The sequence below is a fragment of the Citrobacter sp. SX206 genome (assembly GCF_024181025.1).
Classification (GTDB): domain Bacteria; phylum Pseudomonadota; class Gammaproteobacteria; order Enterobacterales; family Enterobacteriaceae; genus Citrobacter; species Citrobacter youngae.
This window is the reverse complement of record NZ_CP049738.1, coordinates 973,576-999,256: the sequence shown is the minus strand read 5'-3', so window position 1 is coordinate 999,256 and position 25,681 is coordinate 973,576. Positions and strand designations below refer to the sequence as shown.

Genomic DNA, 25,681 nt, shown 5'->3' with positions numbered 1-25,681 from the left:
TTTACTTTCATTTTGAGATCAAAATAACACTTTTAAATCTTTCGATCTGATTAAAATTGGTTACCGTTTGGCAAGGTAACTAAAATCCCTACAGGAGAGAATAATGATCGACACCATCACACTCGGTGCGGAGTGGTTTATCGGGCTGTTCCAGAAAGGCGGAGAGGTCTTTACCGGCATGGTGACCGGTATTCTTCCACTGCTGATTAGCCTGCTGGTCATCATGAATGCGCTGATTAACTTTATTGGCCAGCAGCGTATTGAACGTTTTGCCCAGCGCTGCGCCGGAAACCCATTGTCCCGCTACCTGCTGCTGCCGTGCATCGGCACATTCGTTTTTTGTAACCCCATGACGCTGAGCCTGGGCCGTTTTATGCCAGAGAGATATAAGCCCAGCTATTACGCAGCAGCGTCCTATAGCTGCCACTCAATGAACGGCTTGTTCCCACACATTAACCCCGGAGAGTTGTTTGTCTATCTGGGGATTGCCAGCGGCTTGACGACGCTGGGCCTCCCGCTCGGCCCGCTCGCGGTGAGCTATTTGCTGGTCGGTCTGGTGACCAACTTCTTCCGTGGCTGGGTGACCGATTTCACCACCGCCATCTTTGAGAAAAAAATGGGCATTCAACTTGAGCAGAAAGTGCATCTGGCGGGAGCAACATCATGACGCGTATTCGTATTGAAAAAGGCACCGGTGGTTGGGGTGGTCCGCTTGAACTGGAAGCAACGCCCGGGAAGAAAATTGTCTATATCACTGCCGGAACGCGCCCGGCGATTGTCGACAAGCTGGCGAATCTGACCGGCTGGCAGGCCGTTGATGGCTTCAAAGAAGGTGAACCACCAGAGAATGAAATCGGTGTAGCGATCATCGACTGCGGCGGCACACTGCGCTGCGGGATCTATCCAAAACGTCGTATCCCGACGGTGAATATTCACGCGACCGGGAAATCCGGTCCACTGGCACAATACATTATTGAAGATATCTATGTCTCTGGCGTGAAAGAAGAAAATATCACCGTTGTCGGTGAAGCATCCGCTACGCCAACGCCGGCAAGCAGCACTATCGGTCGCGATTACGATACCAGCAAAAAGATTACCGAACAAAGCGACGGCCTGTTGGCAAAAGTGGGAATGGGCATGGGTTCAGCCGTTGCAGTGCTGTTCCAGTCCGGGCGCGACACGATTGATACTGTGCTGAAAACCATTCTGCCGTTTATGGCGTTTGTCTCGGCACTGATTGGCATCATTATGGCTTCCGGTTTGGGTGACTGGATAGCCCATGGACTCGCACCGTTAGCCAGCCATCCGCTGGGGCTGGTGACCCTGGCGCTGATTTGTTCTTTCCCGCTGCTGTCGCCTTTCCTCGGCCCCGGTGCGGTTATCGCCCAGGTTATCGGCGTTTTGATCGGCGTACAGATTGGTTTGGGGAATATTCCCCCTCATCTGGCGCTACCTGCCCTGTTCGCCATTAACGCTCAGGCTGCATGCGACTTTATTCCTGTCGGGCTGTCGCTGGCCGAAGCGCGTCAGGACACGGTTCGCGTCGGCGTGCCATCCGTTCTGGTGAGTCGTTTTCTCACCGGCGCGCCTACCGTTCTCATCGCCTGGTTTGTTTCCGGCTTTATTTACCAATAAGAGGCACTCAAAAATGACCGTGATTTATCAGACCACCATCACCCGTATCGGCCAGAGCGCCCCGGATGCACTCAGCGACCAGATGTTGATTACCTTTCGTGAAGGCGCGCCAGCGGATATCGAGGAGTTTTGCTTCATTCATTGCCACGGCGAGCTGAACGGTTCGTTGCAAGCCGGGATCCAGTTTGAACTGGGCCAGCATCACTACCCGGTCACCGCCGTTGGCAGCGTAGCGGAACAAAATTTACGTGAACTGGGGCATATCACCCTGCGTTTTGACGGACTGAGCGAAGCGGAATTCCCCGGCACCGTACACGTTGCAGGCCCCGTACCGGACGGTATCGCGCCGGGCTGTATTTTGAAGTTTGTTGCTTAAGATTGAAGGAGATAAAGATGAATCAGGTTGCCGTTGTCATTGGTGGAGGCCAGACCCTTGGGGCATTCCTTTGCCGTGGGCTTGCGACAGAAGGATACCGCGTCGCGGTGGTGGATATTCAAAGCGATAAAGCCGCCAACGTGGCGCAAGAAATTAACGCCGAGTTTGGCGATGGCACCGCCTACGGTTTTGGCGCAGATGCCACCAGCGAACAGAGCGTGCTGGCGCTATCACGCGGAGTGGATGAAATATTTGGCCGTGTCGATCTGCTGGTTTACAGCGCCGGTATCGCTAAAGCCGCATTTATTAGTGATTTTCAGCTTGGGGATTTCGACCGCTCGCTGCAGGTGAATCTGGTCGGCTACTTCCTCTGCGCACGTGAGTTCTCACGCCTGATGATCCGCGATGGCGTTCAGGGGCGCATTATCCAGATCAACTCCAAATCAGGGAAAGTGGGCAGTAAACACAACTCTGGCTATAGCGCGGCAAAATTTGGCGGCGTGGGCTTAACCCAGTCGCTGGCGCTGGATCTGGCGGAATACGGGATCACCGTGCATTCATTGATGCTCGGCAACCTGCTGAAATCACCGATGTTCCAGTCGTTACTACCGCAATATGCGACCAAGCTTGGCCTTAAGCCAGACGAAGTTGAGCAGTACTACATTGATAAGGTTCCACTCAAACGCGGCTGCGATTATCAGGACGTGCTGAACATGCTGCTGTTTTACGCCAGTCCAAAAGCCTCTTACTGCACCGGGCAGTCCATCAACGTGACCGGCGGTCAGGTGATGTTTTAATGTTGAATTGCCGGATGGCGGCTACGCTTATCCGGCAAAATCAAAGGAGTACATTATGGTTTCCGCACTGATTACCGTCGCCGCTATCGCCTGGTGCCTGCAACTGGCGCTCGGTGGCTGGCAAATATCCCGCTTTAATCGGGCTTTCGATAAGCTCTGCCAACGGGGTCGGGTTGGCGTGGGGCGCTCCGGCGGACGTTTTAAACCCCGCGTGGTGATCGCCATTGCGTTAGATGAGCAGCAGCGGGTTACCGATACGTTATTTATGAAAGGTCTTACGGTATTCGCCAGACCCGGCAAAATTGCCACAATAATGGGCAAACATCTTGATGAATTACAGCCTGATGTGATCTTTCCCCATGATCCGCTATCGCAGAATGCACTATCATTAGCGCTTAAACTGAAACATGGGTAATTTCGTTGTGAATGCTAATAGCTTGCGAAATTATCATTTTGCAACCTATAGTCAGGGTAATCACGCCTATGAAACCTCGTCAGCGTCAGGCTGCCATACTGGAGCACCTGCAAAAGCAGGGAAAATGCTCGGTTGAAGAACTGGCCCACTACTTTGACACCACCGGCACGACCATTCGCAAAGACCTGGTCATTCTGGAGAATGCCGGCACCGTCATTCGTACCTATGGCGGCGTGGTATTAAATAAAGACGAATCCGACCCGCCAATCGATCACAAAACGCTAATCAACACGCATAAAAAAGAGCGGATTGCCGAAGCCGCCGTCCGTTTCATACACGATGGCGACTCGATTATTCTGGATGCGGGCAGCACCGTACTGCAGATGGTGCCAATGCTCACGCGCTTTAGCAACATCACCGTTATGACCAACAGCCTGCACATTGTTAACGCCCTTTCGGAGCTGGACAACGAGCAAACCATCCTGATGCCCGGCGGGACCTTTCGCAAAAAATCTGCGTCATTTCACGGTCAGCTGGCAGAAAACGCCTTTGAGCAGTTCAGCTTTGATAAACTCTTCATGGGCACCGACGGCATTGACCTCAATGCCGGCGTGACCACTTTTAATGAGGTGTTTAGCGTCAGTAAAGCGATGTGTAATGCCGCTCGCGAAGTGATTCTGATGGCTGACTCGTCAAAATTTGGGCGCAAAAGCCCTAATGTTGTATGCAGTCTGGAAAGCGTCGACAAGCTGATTACCGATGCGGGTATCGACCCTGCATTTCGTCAGGCGCTGGAAGCAAAAGGGATTGAAGTGATCATAACCGGAGAAACCAATGAGTGATGCACTACTGAACGCGGGCCGTCAGACGTTAATGCTGGAACTACAGGAAGCCAGCCGTTTGCCTGAGCGACTGGGCGATGATTTTGTCCGCGCTGCCAATACTATCATCCACTGTGAAGGCAAAGTCATTGTCTCCGGGATTGGTAAATCAGGTCATATTGGCAAAAAAATTGCGGCGACCCTCGCCAGTACCGGCACGCCTGCCTTTTTTGTGCATCCGGCAGAAGCGCTGCACGGCGACTTAGGCATGATTGAAAGCCGTGACGTGATGCTGTTTATCTCCTATTCCGGCGGTGCGAAGGAGCTGGATCTCATCATTCCGCGCCTGGAAGACAAATCCGTCGCCCTGCTGGCAATGACCGGAAAGCCGACCTCACCGCTGGGCCTGGCGGCCAAAGCCGTACTGGATATTTCCGTTGAGCGCGAAGCCTGTCCGATGCGCCTGGCGCCGACCTCCAGCACCGTTAACACGCTGATGATGGGCGATGCGCTGGCCATCGCCGTGATGCAGGCGCGCGGCTTTAACGAAGAAGATTTTGCCCGCTCGCATCCGGCAGGTGCGCTGGGCGCTCGTCTGTTAAATAAAGTGCATCATCTGATGCGCCGTGACGATGCCATCCCGCAGGTGACGCTTACCACCAGCGTCATGGACGCGATGCTGGAGCTCAGCCGCACGGGTCTTGGCCTGGTCGCTGTCTGCGACGACCAGTCACTGGTGAAAGGGGTCTTTACCGACGGCGACCTGCGCCGCTGGCTGGTTGGCGGCGGAGCGCTCACCACTCAGGTTAGCGAAGCAATGACCCAGAATGGCATTACACTGCAGGCGCAGAGCCGCGCGATTGACGCCAAAGAGATCCTGATGAAGCGCAAAATTACTGCCGCACCGGTGGTCGATGAAAACGGTAAACTCACCGGTGCTATCAACCTGCAGGATTTCTATCAGGCCGGTATTATCTAATCCTTCAACCCCAGACGCTTCGCCAGCCGGTGCAGGTTGGCGACGTCTGTTTCCAGCGCCCGCGCACTTGCCGCCCAACTATGGTTATTTTGTGCCAGCGCCCGGCGGATCATCTCCCGCTGGAACGACTCTGTTGCTTCACGCAGGTTGTGATGCTGTGGGATCTCCGCAACAACTTCCGCCGCCGGTGTTACTGGCGCTTCATCCTGCAGGGCAAAATGCTGCGCCTCCAGCACCACTTCATCCCCTGCCCTGGTCGCCCTTGCCAGAACCACCGCGCGGTGAATGGCATGTTCCAGCTCGCGCACATTCCCGGGCCAGGCGTAGCTCAACAGATGACTACGCGCGCCAGGACTTAACACCACGCGGGAAAGTCCCAGCCGCAGCCGACACTGTTCGCAAAAATAACCCGCCAGCAAAACCACATCTTCACCGCGCTCACGCAGAGGCGGTACCGAAAGGGGAAAGACGCTCAGCCGGTGGAACAAATCCGCACGGAAATTCCCGGCCAACACCTCTTCGCGTAAATCACGGTTCGTCGCCGCCAGCACTCGCACATCCACGCGCAAGCTGCGATCGTCACCCACGCGCTGAATATCACCGTACTGCAATACGCGCAGCAGCTTAGCCTGTAGCGCCAGCGAGAGTTCGCCTATCTCGTCGAGAAATAGCGTCCCATTGTCGGCCATTTCAAACTTACCGCTACGATTGCTGATAGCCCCGGTAAACGCGCCTTTTACGTGACCAAACAGTTCGCTTTCGGCAACGCTTTCCGGCAACGCCGCGCAGTTCAGATACACAAGTGGATTCACCGCGCGCGGCGAACCTTCATGGATAGCTTTAGCCACCAGCTCCTTCCCGGTCCCTGTTTCGCCGCTAATCAGCACGTTGAGATCGGACCCCGCCACAATCTCAATCTCTTTTTTCAACTGCATCATATTGGGCGACAGGCCAATCATCTGGGTTTCCGTCACCTGCTCAAAGTTGGTTGACGAACCTGGCAGCATATTCTGGCTTTCCAGCTGTTCAATCAGCAACGCATTGCTCAATGCGCCAGCCGCCAGCGCGGCAATCAGCCTAAGCTCCTCATCGCTGAAAACATCGAACTGATCGGGCTCCATGCCATCCAGCGTTAACGCGCCAATCAAATTTTGACCGGCGAACAACGGCAGCCCAATACAGGCATGCACCTTCAGACTCTCCTGCCCCGGAATCAGACCATCATACGGGTCGGGCAAATCGCTGTCGGCAGGAAAACGTACCACGTCCCCGGCGCGGGCAATCGCCTCCAGACGCGGATGCCCTTCCAGCGTAAAGCGCCTGCCGAGAACATCCTGCGCCAGCCCATCGATTGCCAGTGGAATAAACTGTCGCGACTCGTAGCGCAGCAGTGCCGACGCGTCGCACTCCAGCACCTGACGCAAGGTGGTTATCAGTCGTTGAAAACGGTCCTGATGCCCAATACCGCTTTGTAATTCAATGGCGATGCCCGCCAGCACGTCTACGGAAAAGCTCATGGCTACCTCATTGTCATTTTGACAATTCATATTGTCATATTGACAATAAAAAATATAGTCATTTTGACTACCACCTTATAGGTGGTAAAACAACTAATCCTTTAAAATCAAACAAATAAAAAGTTGGCACGCAACCTGCAATTAGCAAAACATCTTTTTTGAAAAACGCTGAATTAATTGAGGTTGCTATGTCTATTCTGGTTAAAAATAACATTCATTGGGTTGGCCAACGTGACTGGGAAGTGCGTGATTTCCACGGAACTGAATACAAAACGCTGCGCGGCAGCAGCTACAACAGCTATCTCATCCGTGAAGAAAAAAATGTCCTGATCGATACAGTAGACCACAAGTTTAGCCGTGAATTCGTGCAGAACCTGCGCAGTGAAATTGACCTCGCGGATATCGACTACATCATCATTAACCATGCAGAAGAAGACCACGCCGGGGCGCTGACCGAGCTGATGTCCTGCATCCCGGACACGCCGATTTACTGCACAGCCAACGCCATTGACTCTATCAACGGGCACCACCATCACCCGGAATGGAACTTTAACGTGGTGAAAACCGGTGATTCGCTGGACATTGGTAACGGCAAGCAGCTGATCTTCGTTGAAACGCCGATGCTGCACTGGCCGGACAGTATGATGACCTACATGACCGGCGATGCGGTGCTGTTCAGTAACGACGCCTTCGGTCAGCACTACTGCGACGAACGTCTGTTTAACGACGAAGTTGACCAGACTGAACTGTTCGAACAGTGCCAGCGTTACTACGCCAACATCCTGACGCCATTCAGCCGTCTGGTTACACCGAAAATTACTGAGATCCTCGGCTTCAACCTGCCGGTCGATATGATTGCCACTTCCCATGGCGTGGTATGGCGCGACAACCCGACACAAATCGTTGAGCTGTACCTGAAATGGGCGGCAGATTATCAGGAAGACCGCATCACCATTTTCTACGACACTATGTCCAACAACACCCGCATGATGGCGGACGCGATTGCCCAGGGCATCAACGAAGTTGACCCGAATGTAGCGGTGAAAATCTTTAACGTCGCCCGCAGCGACAAAAACGAAGTTTTGACCAACGTCTTCCGCTCTAAAGGCGTGCTGGTCGGGACTTCCACAATGAACAACGTGATGATGCCGAAAATCGCCGGTCTGGTGGAAGAGATGACCGGCCTGCGTTTTCGTAACAAGCGTGCCAGCGCCTTTGGTTCACACGGCTGGAGCGGCGGTGCAGTAGACCGTTTGTCCACGCGTTTGCAGGATGCAGGTTTCGAGATGTCACTGAGCCTGAAAGCGAAATGGCGTCCGGACCAGGATGCACTGGAACTGTGCCGCCAGCACGGCCGTGAAATCGCGCGTCAGTGGGCGCTGGCTCCATTGCCGGAAACAACCGTGAAAGCCGTAGCCCAGGAAGAAGCCTGTGCATGTGCCGCTGCGGCTGCCGCCGATCTTGGTCCAAGCATGCAGTGCAGCGTGTGCCAGTGGATTTACGATCCGGCGAAAGGCGAACCGTTGCAGGACGTTGCACCGGGTACGCCATGGAGCGAAGTTCCGGACAACTTCCTGTGCCCGGAATGCTCACTAGGTAAAGACGTCTTCGACGTACTGGCAACGGAGGCAAAATGAGTCACGGCATTGTCATCATTGGTTCGGGCTTCGCCGCCCGCCAGTTAGTCAAAAATATCCGTAAGCAGGATGCGAATGTTCCGCTGACCTTGATTGCCGCGGACAGCATGGATGAGTACAACAAGCCCGATCTCAGCCACGTTATCAGTCAGTCACAGCGTGCAGACGACCTCACCCGCCAGTCGGCGGGGGAGTTTGCCGAACAGTTTAATTTGCGCCTGTTTCCACATACCTGGGTAACCGACATCGACGCCGATGCCCACGTAGTGAAAAGTCAGGACAAGCAGTGGCAGTACGACAAGCTGGTGCTGGCGACGGGCGCTTCAGCCTTTGTACCGCCGGTTACCGGACGTGAGTTAATGCTCACGTTGAACAGCCAACAAGAGTATCGCGCTTGTGAAACGCAATTGCGTGACGCCCAGCGGGTGCTGATTGTCGGCGGCGGCTTGATTGGTAGTGAACTGGCGATGGATTTTTGTCGTGCCGGTAAAGCGGTAACGCTTATCGACAACGCCGCCAGCATTCTGGCTTCGCTGATGCCGCCAGAAGTCAGCAGTCGCTTACAGCATCGTCTGACCGATATGGGCGTACACCTGCTGCTGAAATCACAGCTTCAGAGCCTGGAGAAAACCAGCACCGGTATTCGCGCCACGCTCGATCGTAGCCGCAACGTAGAAGTCGATGCGGTGATTGCCGCCACCGGACTGCGACCGGAAACCGCACTGGCGCGTCGCGCCGGATTGAACATCAATCGTGGCGTCTGCGTCGACAGCTACCTGCAAACCAGCCACCCGGACATTTATGCTCTCGGCGACTGTGCGGAGATTAACGGTCAGGTGCTCCCGTTCCTGCAGCCGATTCAGCTGAGCGCCATGTATCTGGCGAAAAACCTGCTCGGCGGCAATGCGCCATTGAAACTGCCAGCCATGCTGGTAAAAGTCAAAACGCCAGAACTGCCTTTACATTTGGCCGGGGAAACCCAGCGCCGCGATCTGAACTGGCACATCGCCGCCGAAGCACAGGGGATGGTAGCCAGAGGGATGAACGACGAAGGCCAGCTGTGTGCATTTGTCGTCAGTGAAGACCGCATGAAAGAGGCCTTTGCGCTGCTGAAAACGTTGCCCGTGTAAGTCTGTGATGCCGGATGGCGCCGCTTCGCGTCTTATCCGGCCTATGACTTTGCCCGGCAACGCTGCTACTGATTTATTAACCTCACGCACATGGATGTGCGTTGCCACTTGTCGGTATGCCCCGACATGTTTTTCTTGCCCCGCCAGTCCCGGGGCTTTTTTTATTTTTGCATCAACACCCGCGCCGCGGCAATCACGCCCTGCCCCAATGACAACCCGCCGTCGCCCGCCGGTAAACGCTGCGGGAACAGTAAGGTAAAATCACGCAGATAAAACGCCAGACGGGCCGACAATAAGCGGTTATGCATCACGCCACCGCTGAATACTAACGTTTTAATTCCGCGCGCTTCGGCCTGCTCACGCATCAGCGTGGCAAAACCACACGCCAGCGCGTCGTGAAACGCCCACGCTCTTTCTGCAGGGGCGGTCTGCCAGGTCAGCCATTGCTGCCAAAAAATTGCTAAGTCCAGTTGATTGCCATTAAGCGGCACCGTAACAGGGTGATCAACACCTGCACACTGCGATGCCAGCGCCTCCAGCGCACAGGCCGCCTCACCTTCATAACTCAACGATTCCGGCGCACAATGCAACGCGGCGGCAACCGCATCAAACAGTCGTCCGCACGACGATGCCAGCGGGGCATTGATTCCCCGCTCGATGGCGCGCGCCAGTACGTTCCAGTTTTGATGCTGTAGCCCCGATGTTTCTGGGTAACGCTGCCAGTCAGGAACAAAACGCAGGCACTGCGCGAGCAGATTGCGCCATGGCTGTTTTGCCGCTAAATCGCCGCCCGCCAGCGCTACCGCCGGTAAGCCGCCAAGGTGTTCGCATTCACGATAGTTGACCCGCAGACATTCGCCGCCCCACAACGCGCCATTTTCCCCCATGCCGATACCGTCCAGCGTCAGAGCAATCACATCGCCGCCATCGAGCGGCCAGCCGTGCTCGGCAAGACATGCGGCGGCATGAGCATGGTGATGCAATACCGTTTCGGTTGGCAGATTCATTTCGCTGGCCCACTGGCTGGAAACATAGCCAGGGTGGGCATCATGCACGATACGCTGTGGCGTAAAATCATAAATATTCTGGATCAGGCGTAGCGCATCACGCCACTGCTGCTGAATGCCGTCATCGCTGAGATCGCCTAAATGCTGGCTGATAACCGCCTGTTCGCCACGCACCAGGCAGAAGGTATTTTTCAGATCCGCGCCTAAGCACAGCATCGGCGGCACGTCGCGAAATCCTGGCGGCAGCGCGACCGCATCCGGCACGTAACCCCGGGAACGACGCAGCATTTCCCCACTGTCACGCACCACGGAGTCATCCATCCGCTGCACAATTTCGCGGTTATGCAGCAGGAAACCATCAGCAATCGCACTTAAATCTTCCAGCGCCTGGGCGTTGGTAATGGCCGGAGGCCTGCCGCTGAGGTTGCCGGAGGTCATCACCAGTGGACAATTCATCTCTTGTAAGAGCAAATGCTGCAATGGATTCGCGGGCAGCATGACGCCCACTTCCGTTAACCCTGGCGCAATGCCCTCGCTCAATGCAGCGACATAGCGTTTCTGCACCAGCACGATCGGTGCGGCGGGGGTTGTGAGTAAACGACGCGCGGGTTCAGGCAGTCCGTCATCACCTGGCAGCATTACCGCCAGCGGTTTCGCCGGACGGTGTTTACGCAGCCTAAGCAGCGCGACGGCGTCATCATTGCGCGCATCGCACACCAGATGAAACCCACCAATGCCTTTAACCGCCACAATACCGCCTACTTTCAGTCGCGATACCGCCGCCTGCAGCGCCTCTTCTTTCTCCGCCCGCTCATCCGTGCTGAACCACTCAAGATGAGGGCCGCACGCCGGACAGGCAACGGGCTGGGCATGGAAGCGACGATCATACGGGTCACGATACTCTTTGTCACATTGCGCACAGAGTGGGAACGACGCCATCACGGTGAACGGGCGGTCATAGGGCATGGCGCGGATAATCGTAAAGCGTGGACCACAGTGGGTGCAGTTGATAAAGGGGTATCGGTAGCGACGTTCGCCGGGGGTATTCATTTCAACAAGGCATTCGGGACAAGTCGCGGCATCCGGAACGATTTGCGTATTCATCGTACCGCCAGCACTTTGACGAATCGAGAAATCGGCAGGCTGCTGCGTCCAGGCGATTGCTTCGCTCTCAACGCTGTCAATGCGCGCCAGCGGTGGGCAGTGTTGATGTAACTGCGCAATAAATTCCGCCGGATCTTCCTGTAAACGCACAACCACACCATCACCGTCGTTACACACATCGCCATGCAGTTGTAACCGCTGCGCCAGTTGCCAGACGTAGGGGCGAAATCCGACGCCCTGTACTTTGCCGCGAATACGCAACTGTACGCCGGAGAGGGTGTTTATTGTCATTAGATTATTCCCGCAGTCATCAATCCCGGTTAGCCTGATGGCGCGATGCTTATCAGGCCTACGGGGATGCGAACAGTAGACCGGATAAGGCGAAGCCGCCATCCGGCATAAGTACTACCGTATTTTACGCGGATTTTCAGATATCAGAACAGCAAAGATGCGGTGGAATCCAGCGCCGCGCGACGGCGTTTTTCCGCGCTAAGTTGCTCAAGCTTATTGCGATCTACATAAATCAGCGCGTGAGTCGGGCACACTTCCATACAGGCAGGACCGGCCTCGCGATGGTGGCACAGGTCGCACTTATTGGCTTCAGCTTTTTCTGCACGGACGTTCAAACCCGCGCCGCTGTTACGCACAACCGGACGCACGACTACTTCCATTGCGCCGTAAGGACAAGCCACAACGCAAGTTTTACAGCCAATGCAGCGTTCCTGCATTACGTGAACAAAACCTTTATCACGGCTGATCGCACCGTTCGGGCAGACGTTAGCGCACGGCGCGTCTTCACACTGGCGGCACAGCGTCGCCGTGGAGACATTAACGCCTTTGATGACGTGAATGCGGGGTAAAAAAGTTTCAGGGGTCAGCGATGCGCAGTCCTGGTTATCCTGATGGGATACCACGCAGGCCACTTCACAGGTACGGCAACCAATGCATTTATTGGCGTCTGCAATGATGAAACGGTTCATCAATTTCTCCAGCAATGACAGAATATCTGCCGAAGCATTCATAAATCGTGCCAGAATTTAATTTACTGTTATTAAAGGATTTTTATTATAATGAATACAAAGATGGCGTGTCATCGTCACTAGTGACGATGACAAATGACAGCCGTCAGCGCTAAGCGGGCGGCGCAACAGAGTCGCGCTGGATGAGTTCACCGGTGAAAGTCTTTGGCGGCGTAAACGCCCCGTCACCCAACATAAAGATCAGGCGCCCAATCGTTTCCTGAATCATTTCTGTTACCGGAATTTTTACGCTGGAAAGCGCAGGAATAGTGTATGGTGCGAGGGTGATATCATCGAAGCCAATCACCGACACCTGTAAAGGCACCCGCACACCATGGGCGTGTAACTGCTTCATCGCGCCGATCGCCATATCGTCATTGCTGGCCACCAGCGCGGTAAAATTGACCTTACGTGAAAGCAACGCATCAACGCCCGCAGCACCGCAGGCTGGCGTCCACTTTCCCTTAACAATCAAGTCATTATTAAGCGCAATACCATGATGTGCCAGCGCGTCTTTATAACCTGAAAGTCGCTCCACGCCGGTTGGAGAATCCATCGAGCCGGTAATAAAACCAATCTCTTTATGCCCGGCGGCAATGAGCTGAGTAACGGCGTTAAAGCTGGTCTGCTTTTGATCACACCATACGCTGTGGCTACTGTTTTTCCGCAGGCGTCGGTTAAGCACCATAATCGGCTGAGTATGGGCGTCGATGATATCGTCTATCTCATCCACACTGAGAAAACGCGGATAGATCATAATCGCGTCGCAGCGTAAGTCCAGAAGGTATTGGATCGCCTGGCGTTCTTCCTCAGCGCTGTGCTTACCGTCAGCCAGCAACAGCTGACGCCCCTTATCCTCCGCCATGCGTGCGGTATGAAACAACAGTTCGCTGAAATAGACGCCGTGATAAAGGGTGTTCGTCACCACCAGTCCCAGCGTCTGCGTGGTTTTCGCCGCCAGACTGCGCGCCAGCAAGTTTGGGCGGTAACCACTCTCTTCAATGGCCTGAAACACGCGGTCTTTGGTCTCCTGGCTGACATAACCGTTTCCGGAAAGCACCCGGGAAACTGTCGCTTTCGACACCCCGGCACGCTTCGCCACCTCCAGCATCGTGGTCATATTACTCATCCCTATTCTCTCAATGTGACGCAGTGTACTGCACCGTTTCGCCGCTGTCCTTGCTGCTACATCGCAGACGCCAACATCCAGTGACAAACATCACAATTACAATAAATGATCAAAATTAAATCTTGCTCAATATAAATAAATTAAACATTCTTTTGTGGAACCGGTTTCCTATCTGCGTTTCATAACCCAGAAAAGCGACCCAACGTAAACGGATAAAACATAACGTACCCTACTGATAAAACAGGATTAAATCCGATGTCCAAGAATTATGCAGCGCTGGCGCGCTCCGTTGTGACGGCTCTGGGAGGCGTTGACAACATCACAGCAGTGACCCACTGTATGACCCGTTTGCGTTTCGTTATCAAAGATGACTCGCAGGTCGACAGCGCGACGCTGAAGACGCTTTCTGGCGTGCTTGGCGTGGTGCGTAGCGATAACCAGTGTCAGGTGATCATCGGCAATACCGTTTCGCAGGCGTATCGCGAAGTGGTCAGCCTGTTGCCTGCCAATATGCAGCCCGCTGAGCCGCAAACCAAACCCCGACTGACGCTGAAGCGGATTGGCGCGGGGATCCTCGACGCGCTGATCGGCACCATGTCTCCGTTGATCCCGGCGATTATCGGCGGATCAATGCTCAAGCTGCTGGCAATGATCCTCGAAATGACCGGCGTGCTGGAGAAAGGATCGTCCACGCTCACTATTCTGACCATGATCGGCGACGGCGCATTTTTCTTCCTGCCGCTGATGGTCGCCGCATCGGCCGCTATCAAATTCAAAACCAACATGTCACTGGCAATCGCCATCGCGGGTGTACTGGTGCATCCCAGCTTCATCGATCTGATGGCGAAGGCCGCGCAGGGTGAGCACGTTGAGTTTGCCCTGATCCCGGTGACGGCGGTGAAATATACCTACACGGTGATCCCGGCGCTGGTGATGACCTGGTGCCTGTCATACATCGAACGTTGGGTCGATCGCATCACTCCGGCAGTCACCAAAAACTTCCTGAAACCAATGCTGATCGTGCTGATCGCCTCGCCGCTCGCCATCGTCATCATTGGCCCGATCGGTATCTGGATCGGTAGCGCGATTTCAGCGCTGGTGTATACCATTCACGGCTATCTCGGTTGGCTGTCAGTGGCCATTATGGGCGCATTGTGGCCGCTGCTGGTGATGACCGGTATGCACCGTGTCTTTACGCCAACCATTATTCAGACCATTGCCGAAACCGGAAAAGAAGGCATGGTGATGCCGTCGGAAATCGGCGCCAACTTGTCGTTAGGCGGTTCATCGCTGGCAGTGGCATGGAAAACCAAAAACCCGGAACTGCGTCAGACGGCGTTAGCGGCAGCCGCCTCTGCCATCATGGCAGGGATTTCCGAACCCGCGCTGTATGGCGTGGCGATCCGCCTGAAACGACCACTGATTGCGAGTCTTATCAGCGGTTTTATCTGCGGTGCCGTTGCCGGCATGGCCGGACTTGCAAGCCACTCCATGGCGGCTCCAGGTCTGTTCACCAGCGTACAGTTTTTCGATCCGGCCAATCCGATGACTATCGTATGGGTGTTTGGCGTGATGGCGCTGGCTGTGGTGCTTTCCTTTGTATTAACACTGATTCTCGGCTTTGAAGATATTCCTGTCGAAGATGCCGCCGCGCAGGCCAGAAAAAATCAGGCCGCACAACCGGGCAATATCAATGGAGCCAGCATTTGACTGGTATGAACTGAGGTTAATTATGTCTGTTTTTCCGCAAGGATTTTTATGGGGCGGCGCACTGGCCGCCAACCAGTCTGAAGGGGCGTACCGGGAAGGTGGCAAAGGGCTGACGACCGTCGATATGATCCCTCACGGCACAAGTCGCATGCCCGTCAAACTGGGACAGGAAAAGCGCTTTACGTTGCGGGATAACGAATTTTATCCCAGCCATCAGGCGATCGACTTTTATCATCGCTATAAAGAAGATATCGCGCTGATGGCGGAAATGGGTTTTACGGTATTTCGTACTTCCATTGCCTGGAGCCGTCTCTACCCTAACGGCGATGAGCTGACGCCGAATGAAGAGGGTATCGCATTTTACCGGGCGGTGTTTGCCGAGTGTAAAAAATACGGTATTGAGCCGCTGGTCACGCTGTGTCACTTCGATGTGCCAATGCATCTGGTCACCGAGTACGGTTCATGGCGTAGCCGTAAAATGGTGGAGTTCTTTACCCGCTACGCCCGGACCTGCTTTGAGGCCTTTGACGGACTGGTGAAGTACTGGCTGACGTTCAACGAAATCAACATTATGCTGCACAGCCCCTTTTCAGGCGCCGGGCTGGTATTTGAAGAAGGTGAAAATCAGGATCAGGTGAAATATCAGTCCGCTCACCACGAACTGATAGCCAGCGCCCTGGCGACTAAAATAGCCCATGAAATTAATCCGCAAAACCAGGTCGGTTGTATGCTGGCTGGCGGTAATTTTTATCCTTATTCCTGTAAACCAGAAGATGTGTGGACCGCGCTGGAAAAAGACCGCGAAAACCTGTTCTTTATTGATGTGCAGGCGCGCGGGGCCTACCCGGCTTATTCTGCCCGCGTGTTTCGCGAAAAAGGCGTGGTCATAGAAAAAGCCCCGGAAGATGACGACATCCTGAAAAACACCGTCGATTTCGTCTCGTTCAGCTATTACGCATCGCGCTGCGCCTCGGCGGAAATGAACACCGGCAATACCAGCGCCGCCAACGTGGTGAAATCGCTACGTAATCCATACATTGCCGCCAGCGAATGGGGCTGGGGCATCGATCCGCTCGGTCTGCGCATCACCATGAATATGATGTATGACCGCTACCAGAAACCGCTATTTCTGGTGGAGAACGGGCTGGGGGCGAAAGATGAAATTGATACTAACGGCGAGATCAATGACGACTATCGCATCAGCTATTTACGCGAGCACATTCGCGCCATGGCAGACGCGATTGAAGATGGCGTGCCGCTGATGGGTTACACCACCTGGGGCTGTATTGACCTGGTTTCTGCCTCAACCGGTGAGATGAGCAAACGCTACGGTTTTGTGTATGTGGACCGCGATGATGCGGGCAACGGCACGCTGGCGCGCACCCGTAAGAAATCATTCTGGTGGTACAAAAAAGTGATCGCCAGTAACGGCGCCGATCTGGCATAACAGATCTGCCGGAGGGGGTTACAGCCTTCCGGCAGAATTACATATTTTCATTTCATTTATTACATTCCAGATGTGGAATCGTCCTTCCAGTTTCAGGTTTGCCCTCATCTTTTTTTACTGGCATTTTATTCAGTAGTTTTTAATCCTGGCCGTTCACCACAAGGAAACGTGCATGTCTGATAAAAATGGCACAACAGCAGTGGCTATCACTAAACCCGTACGTCGATTGAAAGTTGGCTATGTCAGAAAACGCCATGAAGATCCCAAAACGGGTTACACGCGACGAATCAGTCGGCACGCCTCACTCACGCTGAACGGCGACTGGCTGGAACAAGCAGGGTTTCCTACCGGTACGGCAGTGAGTGTGTCAGTGATGCAGGGGAAATTAATTATAGAGCAGGCCATTGAGTAACGAGGAAGGCGGGAAACAGGCCGGATGTCACTCACATCCGGCACTGATACGGTTTACTCTTCTGGCGCTTCCAGCTCGGAGAATCCACCGTGTCCTTCCCAACCGGCTAATCGCTGATAGACGGTATCAACAGCATCTTTGATCGGCTGTGTCATCGGGTAGTAAAAACCGACGATGTCCGGTTGAATGCCGAGGAAAATCACCTCACCAACGTCGTCTTTCAACTGATCGACCAGGTAATTCAGCGGCATGTTATGGGTGGTCATCATGAACATCTCGGCAATGTCATCGGGATCGATAATGCGGATTTCACCTGGGTTCAGCCCCATATCGGTGGCATCAACAATCAACAAACGTTGCGGACGCAGTTCACGGATGGCGACAATATCGTTCTCCGGCGCGCTACCGCCGTCGATGACAACCCAGTTGCCTTGAGGATTTGCAGCACACATTTCAGCCAGCAGCGGGCCCGCGCCGTCATCGCCCATCATGCTGTTACCCACACATAATAAAACGTCAGTCACGGTGTCTCCTCACCATCAGATAGATGGCGCTTTCCTGGTGTATGTCGTGCAGCATGCTAAGCATCAGCTTACTCCACTCCTGCTGCTGCGGGGTCTGTACGGCACGCGCATCATCGAACGCGCGTGCCAGCATTTGCACATGGTTGAAATCGATAACGATCTCGCCGTATTTCGGCACACCTTCCATTTTCCGGCGGGCTTCGCTTCCCTCAGCAAGGGTAGCAATCCATGCCAGATAGTCATCCCATGGACAAGTTAACGCCGCTTCCAGGCAATCGATGATCCCAAGGTGGTGACCAATCGCCAGGCTGTAATAGACAACCTGCTGCGCCTCAGCGGGCGTCGCATCGTTCTCATCAATAAACTTACGGCTCAGTTGACTGAACACCACCGTTTCACTCATCGGATACGCGCCTCTTCGACAACATGGTTAAGATGCGTGACGATCTCGGTCAGACGCGGATCGTTTTCCGCTTCCAGCCAGCGCGCCACCTGATGCTCGCCCTGCCCTAACTGCGTCATATAGTCATCAGCAATCTGGCGACCGTAGCGGTATCCCGCCAGACGGCGAGCCTCGCGATCCACCTTCACGCGCAGCGGCTGAACCATATCCGGATGCAGAATTTCCGCCGGCTGTTCGTCCAGTTCACCCGGCGCACGCGCGTGAATTTTTTGTTCCAGCAGACCCAGCGCCATGGCAAAACCATACAGCGTGGCTGCAGGCGTTGGCGGGCAGCCAGGGATATACACATCCACCGGTACGATTTTGTCCGTGCCGCCCCATACGCAGTATAAGTCGTGGAAAATACCGCCGCTGTTACCGCAAGCACCGTAAGAGATACAAATTTTCGGGTCTGGCGCAGACTGCCAGGCGCGCAGCGCCGGAGAGCGCATGGCACGGGTTACCGCGCCGGTAAACAGCAGGATATCCGCATGGCGCGGGGACGGTACCACTTTGATGCCAAAACGTTCGGCGTCAAACAGCGGAGAAAGCGTGGCGAAGATTTCGATTTCGCAACCGTTGCAGCCGCCGCAGTCCACACGGTAAACGTACGCTGAACGCTTGATGCTTTTTAGCAGCGACGCTTTCATGCTGGCAATGGATTCATCCACCGTCATCGGTACCGGAATACCGTTGGCGTCACGTGGGCCTAATAAATTGCTCATCAGCTGGCCTCTTTCATATGGCGAGTCAGTTCAATACGGTCAGACGGCACCAGGCATTTCTGGCGCTTACAGTCCGGGCAGGTCTCAAAGCTTTCACGGTGGTTTTCCGCGCGGCTATCACCGTTGTGCTTTAGCAGCGCAATGGCGTAATCAATCTCTTTTTGTACCGCAAACGGGCGGTTACATACGCGGCAATTACACAGCGCAAAGCGAGACTGCTGCAGGAAATCCGCTTTCTTCCACACCGCCAGCTCATACTCCTGCGACAGCTTGATTGCCGCCGTCGGGCAAACTTCTTCGCAACGGGCGCAGAAGATGCAGCGACCGAGATTGAACTGCCACGCCAGCTCATTGGTGGCCAGATCGGTTTCTACCGTCAACGCGTTCGACGGGCACGCATTCACACAGGCCGCGCAGCCAATACACTGCTGCGGATTATGTTCCGGTTTGCCACGGAAGTTTTTATCGACCGCAATCGGCTCCAGCGGATACGACGACGTCGGCGCCCCGGTTTTGATGACTTTTTTGATAAAGGTAAACATGGCGATTCCTTATTTCAGCGGCGAGTTTTTACGCTCGATGCTGTAGCGCTCAAGTTCTTTGTACGGCACGACTTTGCTCTTCTTCTTACGTACATCGACCACGGTCATACGGTCAGTACAGGAGTAGCAAGGATCGAGGCTACCGATAATCAGCGGCGCATCGGAAACGGTATTACCACGCAGCATGTAGCGCAGCGTCGGCCAGTTGGCGTAGGTCGCCGCACGGCAGCGCCAGCGATACAGTTTCTGGTTGTCGCCGGTCATGCTCCAGTGGATGTCATCTCCACGCGGCGCTTCAGCAAAGCCCAGTGCGAAACGGTGAGGAATGTAGGTAAAGCCTTCCACCATCAGCGGGCCGCCCGGCAGGTTATCCAGACCAAAGTCGATCATATTCAGTGCGGTGTAGACTTCATTAATACGAACTTTCAGACGAGAAATAACGTCGCAGCCTTGCTCGCTATGAACTTCCATCGGCAGCAGACCATAACCGACAAACGGGTGATCGGCGCGGGTGTCGCGCGCGTGGCCGCTGGCGCGAACCATCGGGCCGACGTTACTGAAGTCACGAGCAATTTCCGGGTCCAGACGACCAATACCGACCGTACGCTGTTCCATATTCGGCGTGCTGAGCAGCATATCGACCAGTTCCTGCACGTCCCGACGCATCTGCTGCGCCAGTTGACGGGTCTGGATCATATCTTCTTTCAGCAGATCACGACGGATACCGCCGATCAGGTTCAGACCGTAAGTTTTACGTGCCCCGGTGAGGATCTCCGCCATCTTCATCGACGTTTCACGCACGCGGAAGAACTGCATAAAGCCGGAGTCAAAACCGGTGAAGTGACAGGCCAGGCCGAGGTTCAGCAGGTGCGAGTGCAGACGCTCAACTTCCAGTAGAATGGCACGGATCATCTGCGCACGTTCCGGCACCACGATGCCCATCGCATTCTCAACGGAGGTGGTATAGGCGGTGCTATGCGCAAAGCCGCAGATGCCACACACACGATCTGACAGGAACGTCACTTCGTTGTAACCCATACGGGTTTCCGCCAGTTTCTCCATGCCGCGGTGGACATAGAATAGGCGGTAGTCGGCGTCGATAATGTTCTCGCCGTCCACGAACAGGCGGAAGTGACCGGGTTCATCGGAGGTGACGTGCAACGGGCCAATCGGCACCACGTTATTTTTCTTGTCGCCCAGTTCGTTGATGAACTCGTAGGTTTCCGCATCGGTAGTCGGCGCCGGACGCTGACGATAATCCATGCTGTCTTTACGCAGCGGATAGAGTTCGTCCGGCCAGTCATCCGGCAGTACCAGGCGACGCTCATCCGGCAAACCAACCGGGATTAAACCGTACATATCGCGCACTTCGCGCTCGCCCCAGACCGCAGCCGGAACGCGTGGCGTGACGGACGGGAACTCCAGTTTATTGGCATCGACTTCAACGCGGACGGTTATCCAGCATTTGGTGCCCTGCTCCATCGACATCACGTAGTAAACAGCGTAATGGCCGCACAGCTGGCGCTCGTCGTTACCAAACAGCACGGACAACCAGCCGCCCTGTTTGTAGTACAGGAATTCCACCACTTCCGGCAGGTAGTTCACCTTGACGGTGATCGTCAGCTGATCTTTGGTCTGCCAGGCTTCATCCAGCACCACACCCGGGAAGGCCTGGTGCAGCGCAGCGAGATAGTGTTGACCTAATTTTTCTTCAGACATGCTCAAACTCTCTTAAATCACGCCACCAGCAAGGAGACGAACGCTAAAAACGCAAACCCAAAACCGGCCCAGGTCACGCGTGAAGTGGCGCAAAAACGCAGACGCGCCATGCTGTTTTCGAACAGGGCGATGACCAGCACGCCGAGGACCAGCTTGACGATGGCAATCACCAGCGCCAGCAGCAGTCCACCTGCGGTAAAGGTTTCCATCTGTCCCCACGGCAGGAACACACCGACGAACATTTGCAGAACGACCAGTTGCTTGAGGCTAATGCCCCATTTCAGCACCGCAAAACCGCTGCCGCTGTATTCGGTCAATGGACCTTCCTGCAGCTCCTGCTCGGCTTCCGCCAGATCGAACGGCAGTTTGCCCATTTCGATAAAGGTGGCGAAAGCACAGGCGCACAGTGCCAGAATCAGCGGGATGCTGCGCGCAGCAGGCCAGTGGTAAACGGTATCGGCGATGTTGCTGATATGGGTTGAACCCGCAACCTGTGCCGCTACCCACAGCCCCAGCAGCAGGATAGGTTCAACCAGCACGCCGAGCATCGCTTCACGGCTGGCACCAATGGCGGTAAACGGGCTACCGGTATCCAGTCCCGCGATAGAGAAGAAGAAACGGGCAATGGCGAACAGGTAAATTAAGGTGATCAGATCGCCCAGTTGTGGTAGCGGTGAGCCAACGGTCACTACCGGTAGCGCAGTGGCGATAGTCAGCATCACGCCCACCATCACAAACGGCGTCAGGCGGAAGACCCAGCTGGAATCCGCAGGCGCAATGCTCTGACGGCCCAGCAGTTTGATAATGTCGCGGTATTCCTGCAAAACGCCCGGACCACGGCGATTGTGCAAACGCGCGCGCGCCACGCGGGTAACGCCGGACAGCAGCGGCGCAACGGCAAACAACACCAGCGCCTGAATTAACGGATATAAAACACTCATTTTCAGGCTCCTCGTGAAACCACAATCACCACCAGCACCGCCAGCTCAATCAGCGCCAGGCGACGGAACAGCACCGGCGCAGCCGCATTCTGCCAGCCCGGAACCAGTGATACCGGATTCAACCACTTACGTAGTTTGAGTACCGGGGCAAAGGCTTCTTTCACCGGCATGGCAAAACCGTGCGCGGTAATGACCATTGACTGCTCGTGATCGTAACCACACACCCATGCCGCACCGCGTGAACGCGACGGCAGACGGTTGCCTTTGAAAATTGCCATGATGATGAACGGCAGCAGCGGACATGCGATCAGCAGCAGCGTGATCATTGGCTGAGAAACGGTGGTGTTCGCAGTTTCCAGCGGCAGCGGAACGGCAGAGGAAATCATCGGCAGCAGCCACGGCGCAGCCACGCCGCCGATCACGCAACAGATAGCCAGCGCAACCACGCTCACGCCCATCAGGATTGGCGCGCAGCAGGCGTTTTCAGCTTCCTTCGTGCGCGGTGCGCCAAGGAACGTAACGCCATAGACTTTCGCCATACACATCACCGCCAGTGCGCCGGTAATCGCCAGCCCGACCGCCAGCAACGGCCCTAACAAACTGCCGACAAAAGCGCCACTGTTGCCGAGCTTAAAGAAGGATTGATAGATAACCCACTCACCGGCAAAACCGTTCAGCGGCGGCAGTGCTGCCATCGCCATCAGACCAACCAGCATCGCCAGAGAAATCACCGGCATGCGTTTACCGATCCCGCCCAGTTTTTCGATATCACGATGACCGGTACGGAACCAGATGCTGCCCGCGCCCAGGAACAGGACGCTTTTGAACAAACTGTGGTTAACCAGATGATACAGACCGCCGGTCAGACCCAGCGCAATCAGTGCCGGTTGATTGAGGGAAATCCCGGTCACGCCAGCGCCCAGCCCCAGCAGAATAATGCCGATGTTTTCCAGCGTGTGGTACGCCAGCAGACGCTGGATGTTATGTTCCATCAGCGCATACAACCCACCGACAAACGCGGTGATCATGCCTAACACCAGCAGCGTAACGCCCCACCACAGCGGCGCGTTACCGCCCAGCAGCGACAGGGAGAGAATGCCCAGCAAACCGACTTTCATAACCACGGTAGAGAACAATGCCGCCGCCGGCGCGCTGGCGTTAGCATGTGCCTGAGGCACCCAACCGTGCAGCGGGATAATCCCTGCCAACAAGCCAAAGCCCGCCACGCCCAGCAGCCAGATATCGGAGCCGAGCGGCAGCTCCTGGGTACGCAGGTCAAGCAGACGCAGCTCGAGGGTGCCGTAGCGTTGCCACACCAGATAACACGCGAGCGCCAGCAGCAGCGTACCGATACGCCCCAGCGCAAACCACAGCTTGCCTTCTTTGCTGCAGCCAGTCAGGAACACCGCGCACAGCGCCATGATTTCCGCCATCACCACCAGCGTACCGAGGTTGCTGGCAACCACTGCGCACACTGCCGCGGCCATCAGCAGATTCACCAGCAGGCCGTTAGCCTTCACCTGCGGATGACGATGCCAGTCAATGTTGTACAGGCTGACAAACAGGCCGCACAGGCCCAGCGTAATCAGCCAGATAGCATTCAGCGGCGTCACTTGCAGACTGTGACCGATAAACGGCATCACGCCAGTCACCGCCAGCGCATTGGTCAGAACGGTAAAACCGGCGGCTGCGGTACACAGGCTGCCTACCGCACCGCCAACCCCGGCAATCCAGCCGCTCAGCGATTTATGAAATGAAAACAGAAAAGCCAGAACCGCAGCCGCTGTAAACCAGGCCACGCCGCTGTTAATCAGTGAAATTGCGCTCATTTTGCATCCCCACTCTGAGCCTGCTGAAACAAGGTGAGATCGCCGAAATCGGTATTGAAAGTCAGCTCACGCTTACGTTTGCTGGCGCGGGCGATATCCATGTTGCTCACCAGGTGCAGGGCTTTGGTTGGGCACATGCGCACGCAGGCCGGACCAAGCTCGTCAAAACTGCACAGATCGCATTTCACCGCGATGGCGCGAACGCCCGGAACCCAGTCCAGCAGCGTGCTCACACGCGCAGGCGCTGGCGGAGCCGGAGGCGCTTTTGGCGTATTGGCGTTCGCCGGGATGTGCAGCGGACGGCTGCCGGAAAACTCAATCGCGCCGAACGGACAGGCGATCCCGCACAGTTTGCAGCTTACGCACAGGCTTTCATTCAGCTGTACGGCGCCATCAACGCGGTTAATGGCATTAACCGGACACACGGTGGCGCAAGGCGCATCTTCACACTGGTGGCAAAGCTGCGGCGCGGATTCTTTTTCATTTAACATCACTTTCAGGCGCGGCATTGACTGCAGGCCATGCTGGCGATGTGTCTCTGAGCAGGCGGCTTCACATGTGTGGCAGCCAATACAAAGAGTGGAGTCAGCAATTACAAAACGATTCACCAGGCATTCCTCAGGTGATAGTCATTTTTGACGAAAACATGTCTGTAAAATGTCATTTCGACATTTTTCGACATGCCCATTCCCTAAACCGTCGTGATGCAGAACAAACCGCATCATGACTCAAGTGGGCAACACCCGAGGCTTAAGCCGGGTTATGTCCTTCAACCAGCTGGCTTAAATTCACCGGCATATTGTTTTCAACCGCGGTGTACAGGCTGTCGTAGACGCTGGCGATTTTTTCGAGATAGTGCTCCAGCACCTGCTCGCGATCGCGGTTGCTGATGCGCTCATCGACTTTACCGTCGAGGGTCAACTCTGCCTGTGCAATCAGTTGCTTATCATCACCGTCTTTCGTTTCAACGTAGTACTCGATGGTGTGGCTGTTAAAGCCGTCCGCCAGCGTGACGTAGATAGTGAAGTGTTCAAAAAGGACAAAGCACAAATCCTTGTCCGGCGCGCAGCTCATCGCATGATGCAAACGCGCTTTTGACAGGGTGATCCCCTGAACCAGCGAGTTGCAGTAGATACGCCACTGGTCCTGTAGGCGACGATGCCGTTCAGCGATGTAATCGGCTTTTTCGCTTATTTCCCAAATAGTCATGTCAGGTTACCCGTTTAGCAGAGATGAACAGCCTTAAGCACATTTCATGCCAAAATTAATATTGTTTATTTTCATATGGTTATGGATTCATGGTGCGATGACGACATGTCATTTCGTCATCGTCGACATTGTCACGAACGTGAAAATTCAACCTGGCATGTTTATTGCTTTTAAAACGGCAACATCTTAGGAGGCGATATGCACGAAATAACCCTCTGCCAACGGGCACTGGAATTGATTGAACAACAGGCCACCCAACACGGCGCAAAGCGGGTAACTGGGGTCTGGCTCAAAATTGGCGCATTTTCTTGCGTAGAAACCAGCGCTCTCGCCTTTTGTTTTGATCTGGTATGCCGTGGCACCCTTGCAGAAGGTTGTAAACTCCACCTCGAAGAACAAGAAGCCGAATGTTGGTGCGAATCTTGTCAGCAATACGTCACGTTGCTGACGCAGCGCGTGCGTCGGTGTCCGCAATGCAATAGCGATATGCTGAGAATTGTGGCCGACGATGGCTTACAGATTCGAAGAATTGAAATAGGCGACGCCGAAGACTAATTCCGGTGACACCTGCCAGGCCGGATAAGGCAAAGCCGCCACCCGGCAACAGATATACCG

26 protein-coding genes are annotated in these 25,681 nt (G+C 54.9%); 13 read left to right on the top strand and 13 right to left on the bottom strand.

The genetic code is table 11. The annotated features are described in order from the left end of the window. Nucleotides 1-103: 103 nt before the first annotated feature. The 7 genes from srlA (at nt 104) to gutQ (ending at nt 5,023) form a co-directional block, all read left to right on the top strand. Entirely contained in the window at nt 104-667 is a 564-nt protein-coding gene (gene srlA / locus G8S19_RS04820; protein ID WP_048213017.1) for a PTS glucitol/sorbitol transporter subunit IIC, read from the top strand. Continuing rightward, complete coding sequence (locus G8S19_RS04815; protein ID WP_124020818.1) at nt 664-1,635, top strand: PTS glucitol/sorbitol transporter subunit IIB; 972 nt, start codon at nt 664-666, stop codon at nt 1,633-1,635. The genes srlA and G8S19_RS04815 overlap by 4 nt, the downstream gene beginning before the upstream one ends. Before the next feature lie 13 nt (nt 1,636-1,648). Beyond that, entirely contained in the window at nt 1,649-2,011 is a 363-nt protein-coding gene (gene srlB / locus G8S19_RS04810; RefSeq protein ID WP_048213019.1) for a PTS glucitol/sorbitol transporter subunit IIA, read from the top strand. A gap of 17 nt (nt 2,012-2,028) precedes the next feature. Then, a complete protein-coding gene (srlD, locus tag G8S19_RS04805) occupies nt 2,029-2,808 on the top strand; it encodes a sorbitol-6-phosphate dehydrogenase (protein WP_005130555.1) in 780 nt (259 codons plus the stop codon). A gap of 55 nt (nt 2,809-2,863) precedes the next feature. Further along, complete coding sequence (gene gutM, locus G8S19_RS04800) at nt 2,864-3,223, top strand: transcriptional regulator GutM (RefSeq protein ID WP_048213020.1); 360 nt, start codon at nt 2,864-2,866, stop codon at nt 3,221-3,223. A 68-nt stretch (nt 3,224-3,291) separates the two neighbouring features. Further along, nucleotides 3,292-4,065 carry a DNA-binding transcriptional repressor gene (locus G8S19_RS04795; RefSeq protein WP_048213021.1) on the top strand — a complete coding sequence of 258 codons (774 nt, stop codon included), beginning with the start codon at nt 3,292-3,294 and terminating at the stop codon, nt 4,063-4,065. Further along, complete coding sequence (gene gutQ / locus G8S19_RS04790; protein WP_003037353.1) at nt 4,058-5,023, top strand: arabinose-5-phosphate isomerase GutQ; 966 nt, start codon at nt 4,058-4,060, stop codon at nt 5,021-5,023. The genes G8S19_RS04795 and gutQ overlap by 8 nt, the downstream gene beginning before the upstream one ends. Here gutQ and norR read toward each other — a convergent pair. Then, nucleotides 5,020-6,540: a nitric oxide reductase transcriptional regulator NorR gene (norR, locus tag G8S19_RS04785; RefSeq protein WP_044713357.1), complete on the bottom strand. Its 1,521-nt coding sequence runs from the start codon at nt 6,538-6,540 to the stop codon at nt 5,020-5,022. The genes gutQ and norR overlap by 4 nt on opposite strands. 188 nt (nt 6,541-6,728) lie before the next feature. Between norR and norV the strand changes: the two genes are divergently transcribed. After that, complete coding sequence (norV, locus tag G8S19_RS04780; protein WP_003037359.1) at nt 6,729-8,177, top strand: anaerobic nitric oxide reductase flavorubredoxin; 1,449 nt, start codon at nt 6,729-6,731, stop codon at nt 8,175-8,177. After that, the gene (norW, locus tag G8S19_RS04775) at nt 8,174-9,307 is read left to right on the top strand and encodes an NADH:flavorubredoxin reductase NorW (protein WP_003037362.1); all 1,134 of its coding nucleotides are present in this window, start codon (nt 8,174-8,176) and stop codon (nt 9,305-9,307) included. The genes norV and norW overlap by 4 nt, the downstream gene beginning before the upstream one ends. Nucleotides 9,308-9,468: 161 nt before the next feature. On the opposite strand, the gene hypF is transcribed toward norW, so the two are convergent. The 3 genes from hypF to G8S19_RS04760 form a co-directional block, all read right to left on the bottom strand. Then, entirely contained in the window at nt 9,469-11,709 is a 2,241-nt protein-coding gene (gene hypF / locus G8S19_RS04770; RefSeq protein ID WP_253686169.1) for a carbamoyltransferase HypF, read from the bottom strand. A gap of 143 nt (nt 11,710-11,852) precedes the next feature. After that, complete coding sequence (gene hydN, locus G8S19_RS04765; protein ID WP_003037366.1) at nt 11,853-12,398, bottom strand: electron transport protein HydN; 546 nt, start codon at nt 12,396-12,398, stop codon at nt 11,853-11,855. Between the two features lie 151 nt (nt 12,399-12,549). Next, on the bottom strand, nt 12,550-13,557 hold the full coding sequence (locus tag G8S19_RS04760; RefSeq protein WP_048213491.1) for a LacI family DNA-binding transcriptional regulator: 1,008 nt from the start codon (nt 13,555-13,557) through the stop codon (nt 12,550-12,552). Nucleotides 13,558-13,821: 264 nt separating this feature from the next. Here G8S19_RS04760 and ascF point away from each other — a divergent pair, with 264 nt between their 5' ends. From ascF to G8S19_RS04745, 3 genes are all read left to right on the top strand, one after another. Further along, nucleotides 13,822-15,276 carry a PTS cellobiose/arbutin/salicin transporter subunit IIBC gene (gene ascF, locus G8S19_RS04755; protein WP_253686167.1) on the top strand — a complete coding sequence of 485 codons (1,455 nt, stop codon included), beginning with the start codon at nt 13,822-13,824 and terminating at the stop codon, nt 15,274-15,276. Between the two features lie 22 nt (nt 15,277-15,298). Further along, nucleotides 15,299-16,723 (top strand): 6-phospho-beta-glucosidase, encoded by a 1,425-nt coding sequence (locus G8S19_RS04750; RefSeq protein ID WP_253686165.1) that lies wholly within the window; start codon nt 15,299-15,301, stop codon nt 16,721-16,723. A gap of 172 nt (nt 16,724-16,895) precedes the next feature. Continuing rightward, nucleotides 16,896-17,135, top strand: a complete 240-nt coding sequence (locus tag G8S19_RS04745) for a SymE family type I addiction module toxin (protein ID WP_061068454.1) — start codon at nt 16,896-16,898, stop codon at nt 17,133-17,135. 53 nt (nt 17,136-17,188) lie between these two features. Here G8S19_RS04745 and hycI read toward each other — a convergent pair whose 3' ends face one another. The 9 genes from hycI to hycA form a co-directional block, all read right to left on the bottom strand. Beyond that, complete coding sequence (gene hycI, locus G8S19_RS04740; protein WP_003037382.1) at nt 17,189-17,659, bottom strand: hydrogenase maturation peptidase HycI; 471 nt, start codon at nt 17,657-17,659, stop codon at nt 17,189-17,191. Further along, nucleotides 17,652-18,062: a formate hydrogenlyase maturation HycH family protein gene (locus G8S19_RS04735; RefSeq protein ID WP_005130585.1), complete on the bottom strand. Its 411-nt coding sequence runs from the start codon at nt 18,060-18,062 to the stop codon at nt 17,652-17,654. The genes hycI and G8S19_RS04735 overlap by 8 nt, the downstream gene beginning before the upstream one ends. Further along, complete coding sequence (gene hycG, locus G8S19_RS04730) at nt 18,059-18,826, bottom strand: formate hydrogenlyase subunit HycG (protein ID WP_003037388.1); 768 nt, start codon at nt 18,824-18,826, stop codon at nt 18,059-18,061. Before hycG ends, G8S19_RS04735 begins: the two co-directional genes overlap by 4 nt. Beyond that, the gene (gene hycF, locus G8S19_RS04725; protein WP_115601580.1) at nt 18,826-19,368 is read right to left on the bottom strand and encodes a formate hydrogenlyase subunit HycF; all 543 of its coding nucleotides are present in this window, start codon (nt 19,366-19,368) and stop codon (nt 18,826-18,828) included. Before hycF ends, hycG begins: the two co-directional genes overlap by 1 nt. A gap of 9 nt (nt 19,369-19,377) precedes the next feature. Further along, entirely contained in the window at nt 19,378-21,087 is a 1,710-nt protein-coding gene (gene hycE, locus G8S19_RS04720; protein WP_005130590.1) for a formate hydrogenlyase subunit HycE, read from the bottom strand. A 17-nt stretch (nt 21,088-21,104) separates the two neighbouring features. Continuing rightward, entirely contained in the window at nt 21,105-22,028 is a 924-nt protein-coding gene (locus G8S19_RS04715) for a respiratory chain complex I subunit 1 family protein (RefSeq protein ID WP_137378908.1), read from the bottom strand. 2 nt (nt 22,029-22,030) lie between these two features. After that, the gene (gene hycC / locus G8S19_RS04710; RefSeq protein WP_137382774.1) at nt 22,031-23,857 is read right to left on the bottom strand and encodes a formate hydrogenlyase subunit 3; all 1,827 of its coding nucleotides are present in this window, start codon (nt 23,855-23,857) and stop codon (nt 22,031-22,033) included. Then, nucleotides 23,854-24,465, bottom strand: coding sequence for a formate hydrogenlyase subunit HycB (hycB, locus tag G8S19_RS04705; RefSeq protein ID WP_043017341.1), 612 nt, complete (start codon nt 24,463-24,465; stop codon nt 23,854-23,856). The genes hycC and hycB overlap by 4 nt, the downstream gene beginning before the upstream one ends. A 142-nt stretch (nt 24,466-24,607) precedes the next feature. Beyond that, entirely contained in the window at nt 24,608-25,066 is a 459-nt protein-coding gene (gene hycA / locus G8S19_RS04700) for a formate hydrogenlyase regulator HycA (protein ID WP_048213032.1), read from the bottom strand. 198 nt (nt 25,067-25,264) lie between these two features. Between hycA and hypA the strand changes: the two genes are divergently transcribed. Continuing rightward, the gene (gene hypA, locus G8S19_RS04695) at nt 25,265-25,621 is read left to right on the top strand and encodes a hydrogenase maturation nickel metallochaperone HypA (protein ID WP_101741655.1); all 357 of its coding nucleotides are present in this window, start codon (nt 25,265-25,267) and stop codon (nt 25,619-25,621) included. Nucleotides 25,622-25,681 lie beyond the last annotated feature (60 nt).

What these genes read in the sequence shown, in the direction of transcription:
- srlA (WP_048213017.1), top strand. Translation starts at nt 104, where the DNA reads ATGATCGACACCATCACACTCGGTGCGGAGTGGTTTATCGGGCTGTTC.
- G8S19_RS04815 (WP_124020818.1), top strand. Translation starts at nt 664, where the DNA reads ATGACGCGTATTCGTATTGAAAAAGGCACCGGTGGTTGGGGTGGTCCG.
- srlB (WP_048213019.1), top strand. Translation starts at nt 1,649, where the DNA reads ATGACCGTGATTTATCAGACCACCATCACCCGTATCGGCCAGAGCGCC.
- srlD (WP_005130555.1), top strand. Translation starts at nt 2,029, where the DNA reads ATGAATCAGGTTGCCGTTGTCATTGGTGGAGGCCAGACCCTTGGGGCA.
- gutM (WP_048213020.1), top strand. Translation starts at nt 2,864, where the DNA reads ATGGTTTCCGCACTGATTACCGTCGCCGCTATCGCCTGGTGCCTGCAA.
- G8S19_RS04795 (WP_048213021.1), top strand. Translation starts at nt 3,292, where the DNA reads ATGAAACCTCGTCAGCGTCAGGCTGCCATACTGGAGCACCTGCAAAAG.
- gutQ (WP_003037353.1), top strand. Translation starts at nt 4,058, where the DNA reads ATGAGTGATGCACTACTGAACGCGGGCCGTCAGACGTTAATGCTGGAA.
- norR (WP_044713357.1), bottom strand. Translation starts at nt 6,540, where the DNA reads ATGAGCTTTTCCGTAGACGTGCTGGCGGGCATCGCCATTGAATTACAA.
- norV (WP_003037359.1), top strand. Translation starts at nt 6,729, where the DNA reads ATGTCTATTCTGGTTAAAAATAACATTCATTGGGTTGGCCAACGTGAC.
- norW (WP_003037362.1), top strand. Translation starts at nt 8,174, where the DNA reads ATGAGTCACGGCATTGTCATCATTGGTTCGGGCTTCGCCGCCCGCCAG.
- hypF (WP_253686169.1), bottom strand. Translation starts at nt 11,709, where the DNA reads ATGACAATAAACACCCTCTCCGGCGTACAGTTGCGTATTCGCGGCAAA.
- hydN (WP_003037366.1), bottom strand. Translation starts at nt 12,398, where the DNA reads ATGAACCGTTTCATCATTGCAGACGCCAATAAATGCATTGGTTGCCGT.
- G8S19_RS04760 (WP_048213491.1), bottom strand. Translation starts at nt 13,557, where the DNA reads ATGACCACGATGCTGGAGGTGGCGAAGCGTGCCGGGGTGTCGAAAGCG.
- ascF (WP_253686167.1), top strand. Translation starts at nt 13,822, where the DNA reads ATGTCCAAGAATTATGCAGCGCTGGCGCGCTCCGTTGTGACGGCTCTG.
- G8S19_RS04750 (WP_253686165.1), top strand. Translation starts at nt 15,299, where the DNA reads ATGTCTGTTTTTCCGCAAGGATTTTTATGGGGCGGCGCACTGGCCGCC.
- G8S19_RS04745 (WP_061068454.1), top strand. Translation starts at nt 16,896, where the DNA reads ATGTCTGATAAAAATGGCACAACAGCAGTGGCTATCACTAAACCCGTA.
- G8S19_RS04735 (WP_005130585.1), bottom strand. Translation starts at nt 18,062, where the DNA reads ATGAGTGAAACGGTGGTGTTCAGTCAACTGAGCCGTAAGTTTATTGAT.
- hycG (WP_003037388.1), bottom strand. Translation starts at nt 18,826, where the DNA reads ATGAGCAATTTATTAGGCCCACGTGACGCCAACGGTATTCCGGTACCG.
- hycF (WP_115601580.1), bottom strand. Translation starts at nt 19,368, where the DNA reads ATGTTTACCTTTATCAAAAAAGTCATCAAAACCGGGGCGCCGACGTCG.
- hycE (WP_005130590.1), bottom strand. Translation starts at nt 21,087, where the DNA reads ATGTCTGAAGAAAAATTAGGTCAACACTATCTCGCTGCGCTGCACCAG.
- G8S19_RS04715 (WP_137378908.1), bottom strand. Translation starts at nt 22,028, where the DNA reads ATGAGTGTTTTATATCCGTTAATTCAGGCGCTGGTGTTGTTTGCCGTT.
- hycC (WP_137382774.1), bottom strand. Translation starts at nt 23,857, where the DNA reads ATGAGCGCAATTTCACTGATTAACAGCGGCGTGGCCTGGTTTACAGCG.
- hycA (WP_048213032.1), bottom strand. Translation starts at nt 25,066, where the DNA reads ATGACTATTTGGGAAATAAGCGAAAAAGCCGATTACATCGCTGAACGG.
- hypA (WP_101741655.1), top strand. Translation starts at nt 25,265, where the DNA reads ATGCACGAAATAACCCTCTGCCAACGGGCACTGGAATTGATTGAACAA.